This window comes from Flavobacterium cupreum, assembly GCF_003996965.1.
Classification (GTDB): Bacteria; Bacteroidota; Bacteroidia; order Flavobacteriales; family Flavobacteriaceae; genus Flavobacterium; species Flavobacterium cupreum.
Genome location: NZ_QWDM01000004.1, coordinates 245791 through 265501, shown reverse-complemented (window position 1 = coordinate 265501; position 19711 = coordinate 245791). Strand labels below are relative to the sequence as shown.

Genomic DNA, 19711 nt, shown 5'->3' with positions numbered 1-19711 from the left:
GCCTACAGCTTATTGCTTAAAGCCTAAAGCATTAAAAAGAAATGGAAAGTTTTAGAACAGAAATAGAAAATCCGATAGTTCAGAAAGAGATTATCGATCTTGAAAAAAAGATTCACTTATTCCGTGGCGGAAAAATTGATGATGAGCGTTTTCGTAGTCTTCGTTTAGCACGTGGAATCTACGGACAACGTCAGGAAGGCGTACAAATGATTCGTATTAAATTGCCTTACGGTAAAGTAACGAGCGAACAATTAGTGCGAATTACCAAAGTTTCTGATGAATATTCTACAGGGCGTTTGCATATTACAACGCGTCAGGATATTCAGATTCACTACGTAAGTTTAGACAGGACTCCGGAACTTTGGGCGAACCTTGCGAAAGACGATATCACCTTACGTGAAGCCTGTGGTAATACGGTAAGAAATATTACAGGAAGCGAACTCGCCGGTGTAGACGTAAACGAACCATTTGATGTTTCGCCTTACGCACATGGTTTATTTCAATATTTATTAAGAAATCCAATTTGTCAGGAAATGGGACGTAAATTTAAAATTTCGTTCTCATCCTCTGAAGAAGATACCGCTTTGAGTTATTTACACGATTTAGGATTTATCCCTAAAATTGTAAATGGGGAAAAAGGATTTAAAATCATGTTCGGAGGAGGTTTGGGTTCCCAGCCTGCACATGCCGAATTGCTGTCAGAGTTTGTTCCCGTAAACCAGATTATTCCAACAGCAGAAGGAATCATCCGTATTTTCGACCGATACGGCGAGCGTGCCAAAAGAATGAAAGCACGTATGAAGTTCCTGATCAAAGAAATGGGAAGAGATGTTTTCCTTGATCTGGTAGAAAAAGAAAAAAAAGCAATCGCTTTTGAAACTTACGAAATTGATACCACAGCATTTGATGGTCCGATTCCGGAACCATTATTAGAAGTGCCACAAGTTATAATCGAAGATACAGCCGCTTATGAAGCGTGGAAAGAATCGAATGTAATCGCTCAGAAACAAACAGGCTATTACGCTATCGGAATCAAAGTTTTATTAGGCGATTTTTATACCGATAAAGCGAGATTGTTAGCCGATTTAATTAAAAATTACGCTGCCAATGAATTGCGTTTTTCATTGCGTCAAAATATTGTAATCCGTCACGTAAAAGAAGAGAATCTTCCTTTCTTTTATCAGGAATTGGCCAGGCTGGACTTTGTTCATTTAGGCTATAATTCAACGGCGGATATTACAGCTTGTCCGGGTACTGATACTTGTAATTTGGGGATTGCAAGTAGTACCGGTATAGCTGAAGAATTAGAAAAGGTCATCAATGCCGAATACCCGCAGTACCGAAACAACCGTGAAATTGAAATCAAAATCAGTGGCTGTATGAATGCCTGCGGACAGCACAACATGTCGGCAATTGGTTTTCAGGGAATGTCTATCAACTCCGGAAAATTGGTAGCGCCGGCCTTACAGGTTTTACTGGGCGGAGGTAGATTAGGAAACGGAGCAGGACGTTTTGCAGACAAAGTGATTAAAATTCCAAGCAGAAGAGGACCAGATGCATTGCGTACTATCCTGAATGATTTTGATGCTAATGCCAACGGAGAAAAATTCCTGAATTATTACGATCTGAAAGGAGAGAAATATTTCTATGAAATTTTAAAACCATTTGCAGATGTAACCAATCTGACGGAAGCTGATTTCATCGATTGGGGGAATGCAGACAACTACGTAAAAGCAGTTGGAGTAGGAGAATGTGCCGGAGTTGTTATAGATTTGGTTGCGACTTTATTATTAGAAGCCAAAGATAAACTGACTTTCGCCCAGGAATCATTCGACGAAGGAAAATGGTCTGATGCTATTTACCACGCTTACGCAGGATTTGTAAATGGTGCTAAAGCGTTGTTGCTTTCAGAAAACGAAAAAACAAACAATCACGCAGGAATTGTAGATTTGTTTGATACCGTTTTTATAGCAACAGGAAAAATAGGATTGCCAGCAACTTTCAGGGAATTGGGATATCAAATCAATCAAAATGAACCTTCAGAAGCATTTGCAAAACAATATATTCAGGAAGGAATTGCATTTTTTGCAATTATAGAAAAATACAGAGCTCAAGAATTAGCAAATGCTTAAGACCATAAAACCCAAAGTAACTTTAGTCGGTGCAGGTCCCGGCGATCCGGATTTACTTACGCTAAAAGCTGTAAAAGCGTTGGCTGAAGCGAATGTGGTTTTGTACGATGCATTGGCCAATGATGAAATATTAGCACATGCTCCCAAAAATGCGATCCGGATTTTTGTGGGAAAAAAAATAGGAAATCATGCTTATACACAGGATGAGATCAATCAATTGACTGTTGATAATGCTTTAACGTACGGAAATGTAGTGCGTTTAAAAGGCGGAGACCCTTTTATTTTCGGGCGTGGAAGCGAAGAAATAGAATTTGTTGAAAGCTTCGGGATCCCGACGTTTGTAGTGCCCGGAATTTCTTCAGTAGTTGCCGTTCCGGCGAGTCAGGGAATTTCGATTACAAAAAGAGGGGTTTCAGAAAGTTTCTGGGCTATTACAGGCACCACTTCCGACAGAAAATTATCTTCAGATGTAGCCTTGGCAGCACAATCCTCTGCGACAGTAGTAATTCTGATGGGAATGCACAAATTGCCTCAGATTATCAATCTATTTCAAAAAGAAAACAAAGGAAATTTACCTGTAGCCATTATTCAAAACGGAACAACAGCCGAAGAAAAAGTTGGAGTTGGAACTGTAGATTCGATTTTAGATATAGTAAAAGAACAACGATTAAGTTCACCGGCCATTATTGTTTTGGGAGAAGTAGTTCGCGAAAGCAATAAACTGAAAGGGTTTTACGAAGAATTTCTATCAAAAGAAATTGTTCGGTAAAATATAAATCATCTAATTTTGGTAAGATGAAAATAAATTAAAATGGAACAGAACGAATTATATCCCATATTCTTAAAACTTCATAATCTGAATGTGTTAATTGTGGGCGGGGGAAACGTTGGATTAGAAAAACTTTCTTTTTTGCTGAAGTCGAGTCCAAATGCCAATGTTGAGGTTGTAGCGCCTGACTTTCATTTAGAGATTAAAGTCTTAGCCGAAAAGCATCCTTCCATTAAATTGACGGAAGCAAAGTTCAAAAAGAGAATGCTCAAAAAGCGTCACATGGTAATCGCCTGTACAGATGACCTGAAAGTCAATAAAAGAGTATATGATTTGTCCCGAAAGCGTTATTTAATTTGCAATATCGCCGATACGCCTGATTTATGTGATTATTATCTAGGCGGAATAGTCACCAAAGGAAATGTAAAAATTGCTATTTCGACCAACGGAAAATCGCCAACAACTGCCAAAAGACTGCGGGAGTTTTTCGAAGAGGTAATTCCGGAAGATATCAATCAGATGGTTGAAAACCTCAATGAATACAGGAAAACACTCAAAGGCAATTTCGAAGACAAGGTAAAAAAGATGAACGAAATCACCGCTTCATTAAAAAATAAAGAGTAAAAAATTCCGCAAAGAAATCAATGACAAAAATCATTGGCAGAAGAATAAATTATTCGTTTCTTTGCATTATTAAGAATGATTATAAACAACAAGCATAATGATTAAAACAGATATACTTATAATTGGAGCAGGACCAACAGGATTATTTGCCGTTTTTGAGGCAGGATTATTAAAATTAAAATGTCATATTTTGGATGCTTTGCCACAAGCAGGCGGACAACTTTCAGAATTGTATCCAAAAAAGCCTATTTATGATATTCCAGGATTTCCGGAAGTTTTGGCAGGAGATTTAATTGATAACCTGCAAGAGCAAATCAAACAGTTTGAGCCGGGTTATACTTTAGGAGAGCGGGCTGAAACGATCGAAAAACAAGAAGACGGAAGTTTTATCGTAACCTCAAATAAAGGAACTAAATTTCATGCACCGGTTATTGCTATCGCCGGAGGTTTAGGAAGTTTCGAGCCCCGCAAGCCACTTATAGAAGATATCGAGTTTTATGAAGACAAAGGGGTAAAATACTTCATCAAAAATCCGGAGAAATTCAGGGACAAAAGAGTAGTGATTGCCGGAGGAGGAGATTCAGCTTTAGACTGGAGTATTTTCCTTTCTAACGTAGCTTCAGAGGTCACTTTAATTCACAGAAGAAACGAATTTAGAGGGGCTTTAGATTCTGTTGAAAAAGTACAGGAACTAAAAACAGCCGGAAAAATTAAACTAATCACCCCTGCAGAAGTAATCGGAATCAATGGTGCTGAACATGTGGAGTCACTGGATATCGAAGAAAACGGAGCACACCGTAAAATCGAAACGGATTTCTTTATTCCGCTTTTCGGATTAACGCCAAAATTAGGACCAATCGGAGACTGGGGACTGGACATCGAGAAAAACGCGATTAAAGTAAACAATGCCTTAGATTACCAAACCAATATTCCTGGAATCTTCGCGATTGGAGACGTTAACACCTATCCAGGAAAATTAAAACTAATCCTTTGTGGTTTCCACGAAGCCACTTTAATGTGTCAGGCTGCGTACCAGATCATCAATCCGGGTAAAAAATATGTTTTAAAATATACCACAGTTTCCGGTGTAGACGGTTTCGACGGAACTCGTAAAGAAGCGCCGAAAGCGGTTGTGAAAGCGATTGTTTAAGTTGCTAAGACGCTAAGATATTAAGGTTCCAAGATTTTTATATAGAAAGCTCAAACTTATGGTTTGGGCTTTTTCGTTTTTTGGGAAGAGCATAAACACATCGAGTGGTTTCAACCACTGGAGCTTATGGTTTGGGCTTTTCAATTTTTTAAAAAATCGATGCTTTTAGGAAAACGATAAACAGCCAGTGGTTTCAACCACTGGAGCTTATGGTTTGAGCTTTTCGTTTTTTAAAAATCGATGCTTTTAGGAAAAAGCATAAACACAGCCAGTGGTTTTAACCACTTGAGCTTATGGTTTGAGCTTTTGATTTTTTAAAAAATCGATGCTTTTAGAAAAAAGCATAAACATAGCCAGTGTTTTAACCACCGGAGCTTATGGTTTGGGCTTTTTGTTTTTTTAAACATCGATGCATATCAAATGCATTGTCACATTGCATAATCACGATCCGTCTTCCACGGTTGAAACCGTGCGCTCTATTTAAAAAAACATACCCAAATTTAAACCTTAGACGCTTAGTACCCCAGCCCCTGAGAGGCTGAAAAAAAAAACTTGCAAGTAGCAATGCTATTTCATACCTTTGCACTGTTCTTAAAATTATTGAAAGTTATCACGAAAGGCGGAGGGAAAGACCCAATGAAACCTTAGCAACCCTTTATCATAAAGAAGGTGCTACATTCTACTTTATACTAATTCTTAGTATTAAAGATAGATAACACAAATACATAAACGTATTTCCAAAACTCTTCCTGACAACCATACAATATTATTTTACTGAATTCAGTATCATGATCGAATCATTGACACATTTTTGTTGTCAATTATTCCCGCTTTTTTAAACCCGACAGGTTTTAAAAACCTCGGGTTTAAATTCGAAATTATAATTTTTAAAAAAAAACTTGGCTTCTTAGAACCTTAGAGTCTTAGCAGCTAAAAGACAAAAGAAATGGCAATAACAATTCAGGAAGCAATTAAGAAAAATATCCTAATCCTAGACGGGGCAATGGGAACGATGCTGCAGCGCTACAATTTCTCAGAAGAAGATTTTCGTGGAGAACGTTTCAAAGATTTCCCGCATCCGTTAAAAGGAAACAACGATTTACTATCCATAACACAACCACAGGCGATTCGCGATGTTCACGCTGCGTATTTTGACGCCGGCGCAGATATTGTAGAAACCAATACTTTTTCAGGAACCACAATCGGTATGGCCGACTATTTCCTGGAAGATTTGGTTTACGAGTTAAACTACGAATCGGCTAAAATTGCGCGTCAGGTAGCAGATGAATTCACGGCTAAAAATCCGGACAAACCTCGTTTCGTTGCCGGATCCATCGGACCGACCAACAGAACGGCAAGTATGTCGCCAGACGTAAACGATCCGGGTTACAGAGCCGTAACGTTTGATGATTTGCGAATTGCCTACAAACAACAAGTAGAAGCCTTAATGGATGGCGGCTGTGATTTACTTTTGGTAGAAACCATTTTCGATACGTTAAATGCTAAAGCAGCACTTTTCGCAATCGAAGAAGTAAAAGATGAACGTAATCTTGATATTCCAATCATGGTTTCAGGAACGATTACCGATGCTTCAGGAAGAACACTTTCCGGACAAACGGTTGAAGCTTTCCTTATTTCAGTATCACATATTCCGTTATTAAGCGTAGGTTTTAATTGCGCTCTTGGAGCCGATTTATTGAAACCGTATTTAAAAACATTATCACAGCATACACAATTCAACGTTTCAGCACACCCAAATGCAGGTTTACCAAATGCGTTCGGACAATATGATGAAACTCCAGAACAAACTCAGGCTTTAATTAAAGAATATTTAGACGATAATTTAATCAACATTATTGGTGGTTGTTGCGGAACAACTCCGGATCATATTAGATTAATTGCTGAGGTGGCGAAGGATTATAAGCCGAGAGTGGCACCGGTATTAGTTTAGGAAAATGTTTGAAGAAAATAATAAAGAACCTAAGTGGTTAGGAACAGTTGTCATTTGTGTAATAGTGATTTTATTTATCCTTATTGTCCGTTATAATAATAATGAACAAGATGAATATGAAAAAACGTTTAAAGGAGAAACAATAGGATATACAACCAGAATCAAGCACAGTAATAAAACGAGTTCTTTGAGATATTATTTTTATACAGATAAAAAAGTTTTATCTCACGTTTCTAGCAGAGATTACAATCTTGTAGATAAATTTTACAAAGTAAAATACGATTTAAATAACCCAGAGAATAACTATATAGTTTTAGAAGAAGAATTAAAGCCTGATTCCATTTCATTAGTTAAAGCGGGATTTAATAAAATAAAATATTACATATATGATGCAGGTGTAACTTGTAAATATATAGAGAAGTCAAAATGGAAGTAAAAGTTCCGGAGGAACGAAATGTTTGTGCTTATTTAAGTTTTTAGAATGAAAATATTAAAAATAATATCAGTTATATTTTTCTCTTTCTGCTTATTTGGTTTCAATAATAAAAAGAAAACAGTTGGAATTAAGCAAGAGATACCTGTTGATTTTTATTTTGCAATTCGTGATGGAGCAAATGATGTTTATAATTCTCAATATAATAGTTTTTACAGGAATTATATTGAAGAAGAAAAGACGATTAAAGTTGAATTGACAAAAGAGGAAAAAGAAAAAATATACTTATATATTAAAAAAGTCAATTTTTTTGAGATGCCAATGGAGTTTAAGCCTACAGGTATAATTAATATTAATAATGCATGGTTTAAGCAAAAAGTAATAGTTGTTTACGCTAATAATAAGAAAAGTTTTGTTAGTTATAATTATGGTTACACAAATGATGCAAATGATAAAAAAGCAAAGCCGTTTTTGGATTTATACAATATGATTTGGGATATTTTGTATAAGAAGAAAGAAATAAGCGAGTTGCCAAAATCAGATTACAAATATCATTAATCGCGGTAATAAAAAGATGAAACATATTATGAAAATGATATCGCGTGAGGGATAGAAGTGAAAAGCCCGCAGACCAATGCAGTGATAACGAAATTGGTCGAGGACTTGTAACGGATAGCCCGACCCTTGGGGCACGCCCAAAATAATATTATTAAAAAACGAAATATACCTACAAGGTTTCAAAAACCTTGCAGGAAAACAAAGAATAAAAAAACTCAGAACCTAAGAACCTTAGGCCCTTAGTAACTTAAAAAGAAATGGCAGAAAAAAGAAGAGACCTTGTATTAGCAGGATTAGAACCATTGATTATTATGCCCGAAAGTGTTTTTGTAAACATTGGCGAGCGTACGAATGTAACGGGTTCTCGAAAATTCCTTCGCTTAATCAAGGAAGAGAAATATGACGAGGCGCTTGATATTGCAAGACAACAAGTAGAAGGTGGAGCACAGATCATCGATATTAATATGGATGAAGGAATGCTTGATGGTGTTCAGGCAATGACAAAATTCCTGAATTTAATTGCATCAGAACCGGATATTTCGAGAGTACCGATTATGATCGACAGTTCGAAATGGGAAATCATCGAAGCAGGTCTAAAAGTAGTACAGGGAAAAAGCGTTGTCAACTCGATTTCATTGAAAGAAGGTGAAGAAGCCTTTATACACCACGCCAAATTAATCAAACGTTATGGAGCGGCGGCGATCATCATGGCTTTTGATGAAGTGGGCCAGGCCGATAATTTCGAACGAAGAGTTGAGATTTGTCAGCGTTCGTATGATATTCTGGTTAATAAAGTTGGTTTTCCTCCACAGGATATTATTTTCGATTTAAATATTTTCCCCGTTGCAACCGGAATGGAAGAACATCGCTTAAACGCTTTGGACTTTTTCAGAGGTACAAAATGGGTTCGCGAAAACCTGCCACATGCGCATATTAGTGGTGGAGTAAGTAACGTTTCGTTTTCTTTCAGAGGAAATGATACCGTTCGTGAAGCCATGCACTCGGTGTTTCTATACCACGCCATTCAGAACGGAATGACAATGGGAATCGTAAATCCGGAAATGCTTTCGATTTACGATGATATTCCAAAAGACTTACTGGAGCATGTTGAAGACGTAATTCTGAACAGACGCGACGATGCGACGGAAAGACTTCTGGATTTTGCTGAAAACGTAAAAGGTGAAGTAAAATCAGATGAAAAAGCTATTCAGGAATGGCGTTTAGGAACGGTTCAGGAACGTATCACGCATTCCCTGGTAAAAGGAGTTGATGCTTTTATAGAAATTGATGTGGAAGAAGCGCGTTTGGCCGCGACAAAACCAATTGAAGTGATCGAAATCAATTTGATGACGGGAATGAATGTGGTTGGAGATTTATTCGGAAGCGGAAAAATGTTCCTGCCTCAGGTAGTAAAATCGGCGCGTGTAATGAAAAAAGCCGTGGCGTATTTATTGCCGTATATTGAAGCCAGCAAACAAGCCGGCGACAAACAAGGAAACGGAAAAATCCTAATGGCTACCGTAAAAGGAGACGTTCACGATATTGGTAAAAACATCGTTTCGGTGGTTTTGGCCTGTAACAATTACGAGATTGTAGATCTTGGTGTTATGGTGCCTCCGGAAAAAATTATTGCTGCGGCGATTGAACACAATGTAGATATTATTGGCTTAAGCGGACTGATTACGCCTTCGCTTGACGAAATGGTGTATCTGGCCAAAGAACTAGACAAACAAGGAATTAAAATCCCGATTATGATTGGCGGGGCAACCACTTCGCGCGCGCATACTGCCGTGAAAATCGCTCCGCAATACAGAGAAACTGTAATCCACGTCAACGATGCTTCACGTGCCGTTACTGTTGCAGGAAATCTGTTAGATCATAACCGTAAAATATATGCAAGCGATATTCGCGCTGAATACGATGCTTTCAGGGAAACATTTTTAAATCGTTCGAGAGATAAAAATTTCCTGACAATCGAACAGGCACGTAAAAACAAACTCCAACTGGATTGGGATGAGTATACTCCAGTCAAACCAAAAGTAATTGGCAAACAAATTATTGAAGTCGAACTGGATGTTTTGGTTCCGTATATCGACTGGACCCCATTTTTCAGAACCTGGGAATTGTTCGGAAAATATCCGGCGATTTTAACCGATGAGGTGGTAGGAACAGAAGCGACTTCTCTTTTTGCAGATGCTCAGGCCATGTTAAAAGTGATTCTGGCAGAGAAAAAACTATCCGCAAAAGGAATTTACGGTATTTTCCCCGCAAACCAGATTGATGACGATGATATCGAATTGCGTGATGAAAACGGAAAAGTACTGGAGAAATTCCTGACCCTTCGCCAGCAATCACAAAAAACGAAAGGAGCACCAAACATTGCTTTGTCTGATTTTATTCTGCCAAAAGATTCGGGAATTACAGATTATATCGGGGCATTTTGTGTTACGACCGGTTTTGGTGTAGACGAATGGGCAGCCGAATTTGAAAAAGATCTGGACGATTACAATTCGATCATGGTAAAAGCATTAGCCGATCGTTTTGCTGAAGCTTTCGCTGAATATTTACACGAAAAGGTACGTCAGGATTTCTGGGGTTATGATGCTGAAGAATCACTTTCGACAGAAGATCTAATCGAGGAAAATTATAAGGGAATCCGTCCCGCACCAGGATATCCCGCATGTCCCGATCACCTGGAGAAACCAACGATCTGGAAACTTCTGAACGTAGCCGAAGAAATTGGAGTAACCTTAACGGAAAGCATGGCCATGTGGCCGGCCTCATCCGTATCGGGTTATTATTTCGGAAATCCAAAAAGCAAGTACTTCGGACTCGGAAAAATAAAAGAAGATCAGGTAGTCGATTACGCAAAGCGACGCAATGTTCCCACAGATTACGCTATGAAGTGGTTGAACCCTAATATAGCAGATTAAAAATAGTTTCAGGTTTATTTTGTTTCAGGTTTCAGGTTATCCAAAGTAACCTGAAACCTGAAACCTGAAACAAAAAAGATATTTGATTTACGTTTTTTGATTCAGATTTTTTACACAATTCAAACTCAAAACTCATAATTCATAACTCATAACTCTAATAATGAAAGTAACAGAACATATAGAAAACGCCAAAGGAAATACATTATTTTCATTTGAAATTATTCCGCCTCAGAAGGGGAAAAGCATTCAGGAATTATACGATAATATCGATCCGTTAATGGAGTTTAAACCACCGTTTATTGATGTAACCACTTCACGCGAAGAATACATCTACATCGACAAAGGCAATGGACTATTAGATAAAAAACTGACCCGTATGCGACCTGGAACGCTTGGAATCTGCGCTTCTATAAAACATAAATACAACGTAGATACCGTACCTCACGTACTTTGCGGAGGTTTTACCAAAGAAGAAACAGAATATCTTCTGGTGGATTGTAATTACTTAGGAATTGATAACATCATGGCTTTGCGCGGCGATGCTATGAAAGACGAACAATATTTTATACCAAAAGCAGGAGGGAATGATTACGCGATCGATCTGGTAAAACAAATCAGTTTGCTGAATCAGGGAAAATACCTGCATGAAGTAATGGATATCGATAACAAAGCTGACTTTTGTATTGGGGTTGCGGGTTATCCGGAGAAACATTTAGAATCGCCTTCACTTCAGTCAGATTTAAAAAGGCTGAAAGAAAAAGTAGATGCCGGAGCTGATTATGTAGTAACGCAAATGTTTTTCGACAACACTAAATATTTCGAATTTGTAGCAAAAGCCAGAGAAATGGGAATTACGGTACCGATCATTCCGGGAATCAAACCGATCGCTGTGAAAAGACATTTACAAATTTTACCACAGATTTTCCGAATAGATTTACCGGAAGATTTGATTCATGAAGTTGATAAATGCAAAGATAATGCAGAGATAAAACAAGTCGGAATTGAGTGGGCGATTCAGCAGTCGCTAGAATTAAAAGCGGCCGGGGTTCCGGTACTGCATTATTATTCAATGGGGAAATCAGAGAATATCCGCCAGATTGCGAGCCGTATTTTTTAATATCCTTGCCAGAAACGAAGCAATCTCATAAAGCAACTCTATAGTGCCTATTTTAGTGCGGTTGCTTCGTTCTTCGGAATGACTTCAAGATTGGAATTTGAACACGAGCGATAGCGAATTGGCGAAGCAATTTTTTATTTGGAATTTAAAATTAAGTTTATGAAAAAAGAAGAATTACAAGCAATCGCGGCACAACTAAAACATCCAACAGGAGAAAAAGGCATTGAGATGGCGAAAATGATGCATGAAACCAACATCAACATGACGCGCCATTCTATTCAAAATTTAAATATAAAAGCTGGCGATTCTGTTTTAGAATTAGGCCATGGAAATGCCGGACATTTAGAGCTTATATTCGAACAAGCAGAAAAACTGAAATATTACGGACTCGAAATGTCTGAATTAATGTTTCAGGAGGCGAGACAGATCAATAGAAATTTTGTCTCTCAAAAACAGGCTTTCTTTTCGCTTTATGATGGAAATGCAATTCCGTTTCAAGATTCGTTTTTTGATAAAATTTTCACTGTAAACACCATTTATTTCTGGCAGGAACCTGAAAATTTTCTTATGGAAATCTACAGGATTTTAAAGGCAGACGGAAATTTCTGCTTAACATTTGCCGATGAAAGTTTCATGAAGCAGCTACCGTTTACAGCATACGAATTTACACTTTACACCACGGAAAAACTGAAGCAGTTAATCGAAAAAACAGCGTTTAAAATTGTTTACACCGAAACCCTGACCGAAAAAGTAAAAAGCAAAACCGGAGAGTTGGCAGACAGGGCTTTTACAACTATCGTTCTCGAAAAATAACAAAAAATAAGCAGCAAAAATTTTAGTACTCTTTTTTTTGACTAATTTAATTGATTTTTTTATTCAAGTTCATTTGTAAATCCTATCTAATCTATTTAATTATGGAAGTTAAAAAAATCAATTTTCTCAAAAATTACAGTAGTATTCTTTTACTACTTGGAGGAATCATTGTCGGAAGTATTCTCGGATTGATTTTTGGAAAAGATGTTGAGGTGATAAAACCAATTGGAGATATATTTCTGAACTTACTTTTTACGGCTATTATTCCGCTTATTTTTTTCACTATTACATCTTCTGTTGCCAATTTGGAGCAAACTGAAAAGCTGGGAAAACTTTTTATCATCATGCTGGCTGTTTTTTTAGGAACCGTGCTGATATCAGCTTTAGTAATGATTGCTGCTGTATATATTTTTCCAATTCACCAAAGTATTGTTATTTCTAAAATTCCGCTTGAAAGCATTGAATCCGGAAGTATTGGAGATCAGATCGCAAAATTGGTTACGGCAAATGATTTCTTCGAATTATTGTCCAGAAAAAGTATGCTGGCACTTATTATTTTCTCTTTTTTAGTAGGTTTTGCAAGTTTGCAATCCGGGGAAAAAGGAAGTGCTTTTAGGAGTTTCTTAGATTCAGGAAATGAAGTTATGAAACAACTTTTGGGCATTATTATGAAATTAGCGCCAGTAGGATTAGGAGCTTATTTCGCTTATCAGGTTGGGGTTTTCGGTCCACAATTATTTGGAGCTTATGCCAAACCATTAGGCGTTTATTACGGAGCTTGTGTTTTTTACTTCTTTGTGTTTTTTAGTATATATGCTTTTATAGCAGGGGGAAAGCGAGCTTTTGTAAAATTCTGGAGCAACAACATTACGCCTTCGTTAACGGCGGTAGGAACTTGCAGTAGCATCGCCACTATTCCGGCAAATCTGGATGCGGCTGAAAAAATGGGGATTCCAAAACACGTAAGAAACCTGGTTATTCCGCTTGGAGGGCCATTGCATAAAGACGGTTCGAGCATGTCATCGATATTAAAAATAACAGTGCTTTTTGCCATGTTCGGAAAAGACTTTACAGATCCATTAACGATACTGTTAGCATTAGGAATTACCGTAATCGTATCGATTGTAGAAGGTGGAATACCAAATGGAGGCTATATAGGGGAAATTCTAGCCATAACGGTGTACGGTTTGCCAATGGAACAAGCTTTGCCGGTTGCCATGATTTTAGGGACTTTAGTAGATCCGATTGCGACTTTATTAAATGCCAATGGCGATGTAATTTCTTCTATGATGGTGGCGCGGTTTTCTGAAAAAACGAAATGGTAGCAAAAAAATATTCTTATCCAGTTAAATAAAAAATCCGCTTTGTCGGCAAATCTGCATAAAACAAAATAAAAATCCAGCTAACAAAATAAAAATGAATGCCATACTTCAACAGGATCTAAACGACTTCGAAAATATATTAGAAAAAACAAAAGAGCAGGGAATTGGTTTTTTGAATAATTTGGAAAACATTCCGACATCAAATAAAAATACAGTTGATCCAACACGCGATTTAAACGAGTTGGGCCTTGGTTCAATAGAAGCCTTAAGAGAATTTAATGAGCGAATGGCACCCTTAATGGTTGCTTCTTCAGGGCCAAGATACCTGGGATTTGTAACCGGCGGATCAACACCGGCATCAATTGTAGGGGATTGGCTCGCTGCTGTTTATGACCAGAATACGCAGGCGATAAAAGCACAAGGCGGAGTTTCAGCACTGATTGAATTTGAAACGATTCATCTATTGTTGCAATTGTTTGATCTGCCCAAAACATTTTTAGGCGGATTTGTAACAGGAGCCACGATGTCTAATTTCACCTGTCTGGGAATCGCAAGACAATGGTTCGGAGCTCAGTCTGGAAAAGATTTTGCTAAGAACGGAATTTCCGAAACCCTGAATATTTTTACGGCAACGCCGCACTCTTCCTCGATAAAATCATTAGCGATGTTAGGAATCGGAAGCCAGAATTACAGCATCATTAAGACCATCGAAGGAAATCGGGAGGCTATTGACATGGTTGATTTAGAAGAAAAAATAAAAGCCTTAAATGGAAAGCCGTTTATTTTAATTTCAAGTGCAGGAACAGTAAATACAGCCGATTTCGATGATTTTAAAGCGATTTCAACGCTAAAGGAAAAGTATAATTTCTGGTGGCATATTGATGCTGCTTTTGGAGGATTTGCGGCTGTTTCTGATAAATTTAAACATTTGACAGAAGGCTGGGAAAATGCAGACAGTATCACAATTGATTGTCATAAATGGCTGAACGTACCATATGAAAGTGCTTTTTATCTGGTAAAAAAGGATCATGTGAATTTGCAAATCGAAACGTTCCAGAACTCAAATGCACCTTATTTAGGGAATCCGCTGGAGAATTTCAATTATTTAAACGTATTGCCGGAAAATTCAAGACGCCTTAGAGCTTTGCCGGTCTGGTTTTCTTTACTGGCTTATGGGAAAGAAGGTTTTTGTGATATTGTAGAAAACAGTGTTCACATGGCATTGCATTTTGGAAATGCGCTTATTGAAGCAGATCACTTTGAGCTTCTGGCACCAATTCGCCTTAACAACGTTTGCTTTACTCTGAAAGGTGATCACAATCAGGAGAAAGTTGCTACGTTTCTAACGCTGCTAAATGATACCGGAAAAGTATTTATGACGCCAACAGTTTATCAGAACAGAAAAGGGATAAGAGCTTCTTTTGTCAATTGGAGAACTTCAGAGAAAGATATTAAAATTATAATTGAAGAAATGAAACAAGTTATTTTGACTATTAATTAACGCATAAAGGTGAGGTACCTGAGTAGTTTTTTGCAATAATACAATATGATGATTTTTATATGATGAATTTTCCAATTATAATGGGTATCACTTCAGGAGCTGCATTTTTGCTGGGCTTTTTGCTAATTGCTCATTCCGGAAAAGTAAATGTAACCGCAAACAGATATCTTGGCTTATTTGTCATAACCCTTGGATTGGCGATGATTGAAGTGCCATTATTTTATCAAAAAATTCATTTAAAATATCCCGCGCTTTTTGAAATGATAGGCCTGGTACGATTCCTTACTGCTCCGTTTCTGTACATCAGTATTCTGTGTTTTACATCATTCGAAAAAAAAATAAAAAAGAAATATGTATGGCATTTTTTACCGTTTCTGATCTTTTGCGTTTTTAGATTTCCTTTTTTTATAACGGGTAAAAATTTTGAATTTAGTGATGAGACAGCAAAAGTGGTATTTTTTATTCTGAAAATTGCATTGCCGCTTCAGACCATAATTTATTGGTGTTTGTCGTTCACAAGACTGCAGCATCATTTAAAAAATATACATAGATTCACATCTTCAACAGAAGGGATTAATCTATCTTGGCTAAAGTCTTTTTTATTGGTTTTATTGTTTATCCTGATAGCCTGGTTTAATCTTGTGTTTTTCAATTTAGATGACCTAATTCAGTTTACACCTTTCATTGATCTTTTTAGCGTTTTTTTCCTGGCTTATTTTTCATTGCAGCAAAAGGAAGTCTTCGATTTTAGTAAAAGTGAATTAAATGACTTGTCTGGTATCAAAACAGATAAAAAAGAGCCTTCCAAAAGAGTTTCCGAAGAGAGATTGAATGAACTGAACCAAAAGCTGCAACTACTTATAGAGGAAGAAAAATTATATTTAGACAATGATTTAAGTCTGCCAAAACTTGCAGGAAATTTGAATGCCAGTTGTAATGAAACCTCTTTTGTTATTAACGAATTGTATGGCGACAATTTTTATAATTTTATAAATAAATACCGGATTGAGAAAGCTAAAAGTCTGCTGCTTTCTGAAAAATACAATCAGTTAAATATTTTAGGCATTGCTTACGAATCGGGGTTTAACTCGAAAACTACCTTTAATACCACATTTAAAAAAAACACCGGATTTTCTCCAACTGAATTTGTGAAGCTCCATTCCGGAGCAGCAGGAAAAGAACTTTAATACGTTCGTCTGCATACACCGGAACGCTTGCTGTTTAATTAATATTCAAATTTGCTCCATATTAACTTAAACAGAAACACAATGTCAGAACAATCACTTTTAGAGATTTCAAATTCATTTGGAAAAAAAATCATTACGTCTTTAATTTTAGCCCTGGAGTTTTCCGCTTTGTTATTATTACTTGGTAACGGAGGAAATATTCCATGGCTGCCACCGGTCTTAGTTTTTTCAATGATTGGTATTTCCTTAGTAAGCGCTTTGCTTCTTCCGCTTTTATGGCATTTTTCAGAGCGAAAGAAAACATACAGCTCCATAAAAATTTACGGATTTATGTACGCTGCAATTCGGTATTGCATTGCTTTTAGTATTATCGCCTTTGGCTGGAAAAAGTTTTACGGACTTCAGTTTATCGTCCCTGCAGAAATTTCGAATAGGCCAATGAATCAGCAAAGTGGAGAATGGCTGACCTGGTTTTATTTTGGATATTCACACGCGTATGGAATCCTAATAGCCAGTATTCAGATCCTTGGCGGTTGTTTGCTGCTATTCAAAAGAACAGTGTTACCAGGAGCTGTCATTTTATTTTCAGTGCTTTTTAATTTGACTTTAATTAATGTTTTTTATCAAATGAATGCCGGAGCGTTGTTAGAATCGCTATTATTAACAATTGGTGTTTTGTATTTAATTCTGCTGGACTATAAAAAAATAATTATTTTTTTTCTTAAAACAAATTCTGAATTACCTTCAGTAAATCTCAAGAGTGTTGTTGTTAAAAATATAATCAGATTTTCAGTAATGGTCTTGTCGTTATTGTACACGATATATCTTAAAAGTTTGATTAAATAAAAGAAGCCCGTTTAAAAATTTTAAACGGGCTTCTTTTTTATTTGTAAAACGGGACTGAGACTTGTAAACTTATTTAGTAATCTCCCTGAACACCGCTTCCAGGTTTTTATTTTTCTGATTCAGTTGTAGTGTCTTTAATCCGTTGGCGTTCGCAAAATCAAAAATCATCGGTCGCATGTCTTTTTCAGTAACAAAAGTAAGTTCCCAGGTCATGTCATGAATATTTTTATAAGAACTGATGTTTTCCAGTCGGGCAAGCAATTGTTCTTCGATCTGGTAATCGAATTCTACTTCAATAACTTGTTCTTTGTTTTCAGAAATTAACTTATCTAATTTTTTATCGGCCACAATTTGTCCTTTGTCAATAATTATGACACGGTCGCAGATGGCTTCTACTTCCTGCATGATGTGAGTTGACAGGAAAACGGTCTTATCTTTCCCCACATTTTTAATTACATTTCGAATTTCCATTAACTGATTCGGATCCAGACCGGTAGTCGGTTCGTCCAGAATCAAAACGTCTGGATTGTGCAGCAGGGCATTGGCCAGTCCAACACGCTGACGGTATCCTTTAGACAGTTGTCCGATCTTTTTATGACTTTCAGCTGACAGTCCTGTCAGTTGAATTACTTCTTCAATTCTTGATTTTTCAACATGGTAAACATCGGCATTAAATGCCAAATATTCACGAACATACAAATCCAGATATAGCGGATTATGCTCTGGTAAATACCCTATAGAAAGTTGTACCGCTTTAGTGTCTGTCATGACATCATGACCATTTACAAGGGCTGAGCCGCTATCAGCAAGCAAATAAGTAGTCAAAATTTTCATCAAAGTTGATTTTCCGGCACCATTCGGACCCAGAAATCCGACGATTTCACCTTTCTCAATTTTAAATGAAATTTCATTAAGGGCTTTTTGTGCTCCGTAACTTTTTGATATACTGTTTACTTCTATCGACATAACTTTTTATTTACTGCAAAAGTAAACAGAAATAGCTTTGTTTGCTAGAAATTGTCTTTCAAAGAACTCTTAAATAAAATATAAATTCTCCCGTAGCACGGCATTGTTATTGTTAAAGCATTGCTAAAATTAAAATAAAACAAAATGAAAAAAATTTTAGTGATGGCTGCATTGGCTATCTGCAGTTTTGCAAATGCTCAGAAAGGAACAATCTTAGTAGGTGGTAATATCGGATACACTTCTGAGAAAGCAGAGTACCAATTTAACGAAGATAAAACAAGTACTTTTAGTTTTTCTCCAAAAGTAGGTTACCAATTCCATGATAACTGGACTGTTGGGGGTGAATTCACAGTTTCTTCTTCTAATGATGACAACGGTGCAAGAGAAATTAAAGATAATGGTTTCAAAGCAGGTGCATTTGTTCGTTACTCAGTGCCATTAAGCCAGACCTTCTCTATTTTTGCAGATATGGGTGCGGGTTTCCAAAACATTAAAACTAAAGTTTACGGACCTGGAAATGATTTCGCAAAATCGAAAGCAGATGGTATGTATGTTGGTGTAACTCCGGCTCTTTTCATTAACATGAAAAAAGGTTTTGGTTTAAACTTCAGTATTGGTGGTTTAGGATACGAAACATTAAGCTACGATAATAACGGTCCTGATGTTAGCAGTTTTTACTTCAACTTTGGACAAACATTTAACATTGGGGTTTCTAAAAACTTCTAATCTTAAATCAATTGTTATTCAGAATAAAAGCACTCCATTGGGGTGCTTTTTTTGTTTTCGGTTAAGGTGTTTTGAAAATAAGTTGCTGTTTGATTATTTTATGCTCTTTCCTCCTTTGCTGTTTATTAATCATCATAATGAAATCTGCATTGAATAATGATGCATTTTTGATCGGCTCCTTTTGTACCGGACACTTTATAGACCAGTCTGTCTTCACCAGTAATCCTTCTTGACCAATAGCCCTTTAAATCATATCGTAATGGTTCAGGTTTCCCAATTCCTTTAAATGGATCTTGCCTGATCGATTTAAGCAATGCCCGAATTCTAACTGCTATATCCGGATCAGTATCCATCCAGTATTCAAAATCTTCCCAGCCTTCTGTTGTAAAACTAAAATCCATTGTATGAAGGTTACAGTTCGTCCAAATTGAAAGATTTCAACTCTCCTTTTTCCACTTGTCTAATTGATTTGGCCAGCCTGTTCCTGTTTTCTTTAGTAGATAATAAATGTTGCGTTTCAATCATTGAATTGTATTCTTTAATCGAAATTATGACCACTGCATCATCCTCATCATTTCTGGGTACAATAATAGTCTCTGATGAATCTGAAACTTCATCGAAATAATTTTTTATATTTTTTCTTAATGTTGAAATGGTCACTGCCTTCATAATACGTATTAATA

18 protein-coding genes and 1 riboswitch are annotated in these 19711 nt (G+C 36.9%); of the genes, 15 read left to right on the top strand and 3 right to left on the bottom strand.

What is annotated here, in order from left to right; translation table 11 throughout:
* Positions 1–41 precede the first annotated feature (41 nt).
* The 14 genes from D0817_RS07815 to D0817_RS07750 all read left to right on the top strand — a co-directional run bounded on the left by D0817_RS07815 (position 42) and on the right by D0817_RS07750 (position 17336).
* The gene (locus tag D0817_RS07815; RefSeq protein WP_127337835.1) at positions 42–2132 is read left to right on the top strand and encodes a ferredoxin-like domain-containing protein; all 2091 of its coding nucleotides are present in this window, start codon (positions 42–44) and stop codon (positions 2130–2132) included.
* Complete coding sequence (cobA, locus tag D0817_RS07810) at positions 2125–2901, top strand: uroporphyrinogen-III C-methyltransferase (protein ID WP_127337834.1); 777 nt, start codon at positions 2125–2127, stop codon at positions 2899–2901. The genes D0817_RS07815 and cobA overlap by 8 nt, the downstream gene beginning before the upstream one ends.
* Positions 2902–2943: 42 nt before the next feature.
* On the top strand, positions 2944–3525 hold the full coding sequence (locus tag D0817_RS07805) for a precorrin-2 dehydrogenase/sirohydrochlorin ferrochelatase family protein (RefSeq protein WP_127337833.1): 582 nt from the start codon (positions 2944–2946) through the stop codon (positions 3523–3525).
* Between the two features lie 97 nt (positions 3526–3622).
* On the top strand, positions 3623–4675 hold the full coding sequence (locus tag D0817_RS07800; protein WP_127337832.1) for an NAD(P)/FAD-dependent oxidoreductase: 1053 nt from the start codon (positions 3623–3625) through the stop codon (positions 4673–4675).
* 604 nt (positions 4676–5279) lie between these two features.
* Positions 5280–5394, top strand: a riboswitch (SAM riboswitch).
* A gap of 227 nt (positions 5395–5621) precedes the next feature.
* A complete protein-coding gene (locus tag D0817_RS07795; protein WP_127337831.1) occupies positions 5622–6626 on the top strand; it encodes a homocysteine S-methyltransferase family protein in 1005 nt (334 codons plus the stop codon).
* Between the two features lie 4 nt (positions 6627–6630).
* Entirely contained in the window at positions 6631–7062 is a 432-nt protein-coding gene (locus tag D0817_RS07790) for a hypothetical protein (RefSeq protein WP_127337830.1), read from the top strand.
* Between the two features lie 45 nt (positions 7063–7107).
* A complete protein-coding gene (locus D0817_RS07785) occupies positions 7108–7617 on the top strand; it encodes a hypothetical protein (RefSeq protein WP_127337829.1) in 510 nt (169 codons plus the stop codon).
* Between the two features lie 257 nt (positions 7618–7874).
* The gene (gene metH / locus D0817_RS07780; protein ID WP_127337828.1) at positions 7875–10550 is read left to right on the top strand and encodes a methionine synthase; all 2676 of its coding nucleotides are present in this window, start codon (positions 7875–7877) and stop codon (positions 10548–10550) included.
* A 160-nt stretch (positions 10551–10710) separates the two neighbouring features.
* Complete coding sequence (metF, locus tag D0817_RS07775; RefSeq protein ID WP_127337827.1) at positions 10711–11667, top strand: methylenetetrahydrofolate reductase [NAD(P)H]; 957 nt, start codon at positions 10711–10713, stop codon at positions 11665–11667.
* 159 nt (positions 11668–11826) lie between these two features.
* Complete coding sequence (locus D0817_RS07770; protein WP_127337826.1) at positions 11827–12480, top strand: class I SAM-dependent methyltransferase; 654 nt, start codon at positions 11827–11829, stop codon at positions 12478–12480.
* Positions 12481–12581: 101 nt separating this feature from the next.
* Complete coding sequence (locus tag D0817_RS07765) at positions 12582–13805, top strand: dicarboxylate/amino acid:cation symporter (protein WP_127337825.1); 1224 nt, start codon at positions 12582–12584, stop codon at positions 13803–13805.
* 91 nt (positions 13806–13896) lie between these two features.
* Complete coding sequence (locus tag D0817_RS07760) at positions 13897–15303, top strand: pyridoxal phosphate-dependent decarboxylase family protein (protein ID WP_127337824.1); 1407 nt, start codon at positions 13897–13899, stop codon at positions 15301–15303.
* A 59-nt stretch (positions 15304–15362) separates the two neighbouring features.
* Positions 15363–16490, top strand: coding sequence for a helix-turn-helix domain-containing protein (locus D0817_RS07755; protein ID WP_127337823.1), 1128 nt, complete (start codon positions 15363–15365; stop codon positions 16488–16490).
* An 81-nt stretch (positions 16491–16571) separates the two neighbouring features.
* A complete protein-coding gene (locus tag D0817_RS07750) occupies positions 16572–17336 on the top strand; it encodes a hypothetical protein (RefSeq protein WP_127337822.1) in 765 nt (254 codons plus the stop codon).
* Between the two features lie 69 nt (positions 17337–17405).
* Here the strand turns inward: D0817_RS07750 and gldA are convergent, their stop codons facing one another.
* On the bottom strand, positions 17406–18302 hold the full coding sequence (gldA, locus tag D0817_RS07745; RefSeq protein WP_127337821.1) for a gliding motility-associated ABC transporter ATP-binding subunit GldA: 897 nt from the start codon (positions 18300–18302) through the stop codon (positions 17406–17408).
* A 144-nt stretch (positions 18303–18446) separates the two neighbouring features.
* Here gldA and D0817_RS07740 point away from each other — a divergent pair, with 144 nt between their 5' ends.
* Positions 18447–19028, top strand: coding sequence for an outer membrane beta-barrel protein (locus D0817_RS07740; protein ID WP_127337820.1), 582 nt, complete (start codon positions 18447–18449; stop codon positions 19026–19028).
* Between the two features lie 125 nt (positions 19029–19153).
* On the opposite strand, the gene D0817_RS07735 is transcribed toward D0817_RS07740, so the two are convergent.
* Together D0817_RS07735 and D0817_RS07730 are read right to left on the bottom strand one after the other, a co-directional pair.
* Positions 19154–19429 carry a Txe/YoeB family addiction module toxin gene (locus D0817_RS07735; protein WP_127337819.1) on the bottom strand — a complete coding sequence of 92 codons (276 nt, stop codon included), beginning with the start codon at positions 19427–19429 and terminating at the stop codon, positions 19154–19156.
* 10 nt (positions 19430–19439) lie between these two features.
* On the bottom strand, positions 19440–19697 hold the full coding sequence (locus tag D0817_RS07730; protein WP_127337818.1) for a type II toxin-antitoxin system Phd/YefM family antitoxin: 258 nt from the start codon (positions 19695–19697) through the stop codon (positions 19440–19442).
* Between the last annotated feature and the right edge of the window lie 14 nt (positions 19698–19711).

Excerpts from the sequence above, each read along its gene's own strand:
- D0817_RS07815 (WP_127337835.1), top strand. The coding sequence starts at position 42 with ATGGAAAGTTTTAGAACAGAAATAGAAAATCCGATAGTTCAGAAAGAG.
- cobA (WP_127337834.1), top strand. The coding sequence starts at position 2,125 with ATGCTTAAGACCATAAAACCCAAAGTAACTTTAGTCGGTGCAGGTCCC.
- D0817_RS07805 (WP_127337833.1), top strand. The coding sequence starts at position 2,944 with ATGGAACAGAACGAATTATATCCCATATTCTTAAAACTTCATAATCTG.
- D0817_RS07800 (WP_127337832.1), top strand. The coding sequence starts at position 3,623 with ATGATTAAAACAGATATACTTATAATTGGAGCAGGACCAACAGGATTA.
- D0817_RS07795 (WP_127337831.1), top strand. The coding sequence starts at position 5,622 with ATGGCAATAACAATTCAGGAAGCAATTAAGAAAAATATCCTAATCCTA.
- D0817_RS07790 (WP_127337830.1), top strand. The coding sequence starts at position 6,631 with ATGTTTGAAGAAAATAATAAAGAACCTAAGTGGTTAGGAACAGTTGTC.
- D0817_RS07785 (WP_127337829.1), top strand. The coding sequence starts at position 7,108 with ATGAAAATATTAAAAATAATATCAGTTATATTTTTCTCTTTCTGCTTA.
- metH (WP_127337828.1), top strand. The coding sequence starts at position 7,875 with ATGGCAGAAAAAAGAAGAGACCTTGTATTAGCAGGATTAGAACCATTG.
- metF (WP_127337827.1), top strand. The coding sequence starts at position 10,711 with ATGAAAGTAACAGAACATATAGAAAACGCCAAAGGAAATACATTATTT.
- D0817_RS07770 (WP_127337826.1), top strand. The coding sequence starts at position 11,827 with ATGAAAAAAGAAGAATTACAAGCAATCGCGGCACAACTAAAACATCCA.
- D0817_RS07765 (WP_127337825.1), top strand. The coding sequence starts at position 12,582 with ATGGAAGTTAAAAAAATCAATTTTCTCAAAAATTACAGTAGTATTCTT.
- D0817_RS07760 (WP_127337824.1), top strand. The coding sequence starts at position 13,897 with ATGAATGCCATACTTCAACAGGATCTAAACGACTTCGAAAATATATTA.
- D0817_RS07755 (WP_127337823.1), top strand. The coding sequence starts at position 15,363 with ATGATGAATTTTCCAATTATAATGGGTATCACTTCAGGAGCTGCATTT.
- D0817_RS07750 (WP_127337822.1), top strand. The coding sequence starts at position 16,572 with ATGTCAGAACAATCACTTTTAGAGATTTCAAATTCATTTGGAAAAAAA.
- gldA (WP_127337821.1), bottom strand. The coding sequence starts at position 18,302 with ATGTCGATAGAAGTAAACAGTATATCAAAAAGTTACGGAGCACAAAAA.
- D0817_RS07740 (WP_127337820.1), top strand. The coding sequence starts at position 18,447 with ATGAAAAAAATTTTAGTGATGGCTGCATTGGCTATCTGCAGTTTTGCA.
- D0817_RS07735 (WP_127337819.1), bottom strand. The coding sequence starts at position 19,429 with ATGGATTTTAGTTTTACAACAGAAGGCTGGGAAGATTTTGAATACTGG.
- D0817_RS07730 (WP_127337818.1), bottom strand. The coding sequence starts at position 19,697 with ATGAAGGCAGTGACCATTTCAACATTAAGAAAAAATATAAAAAATTAT.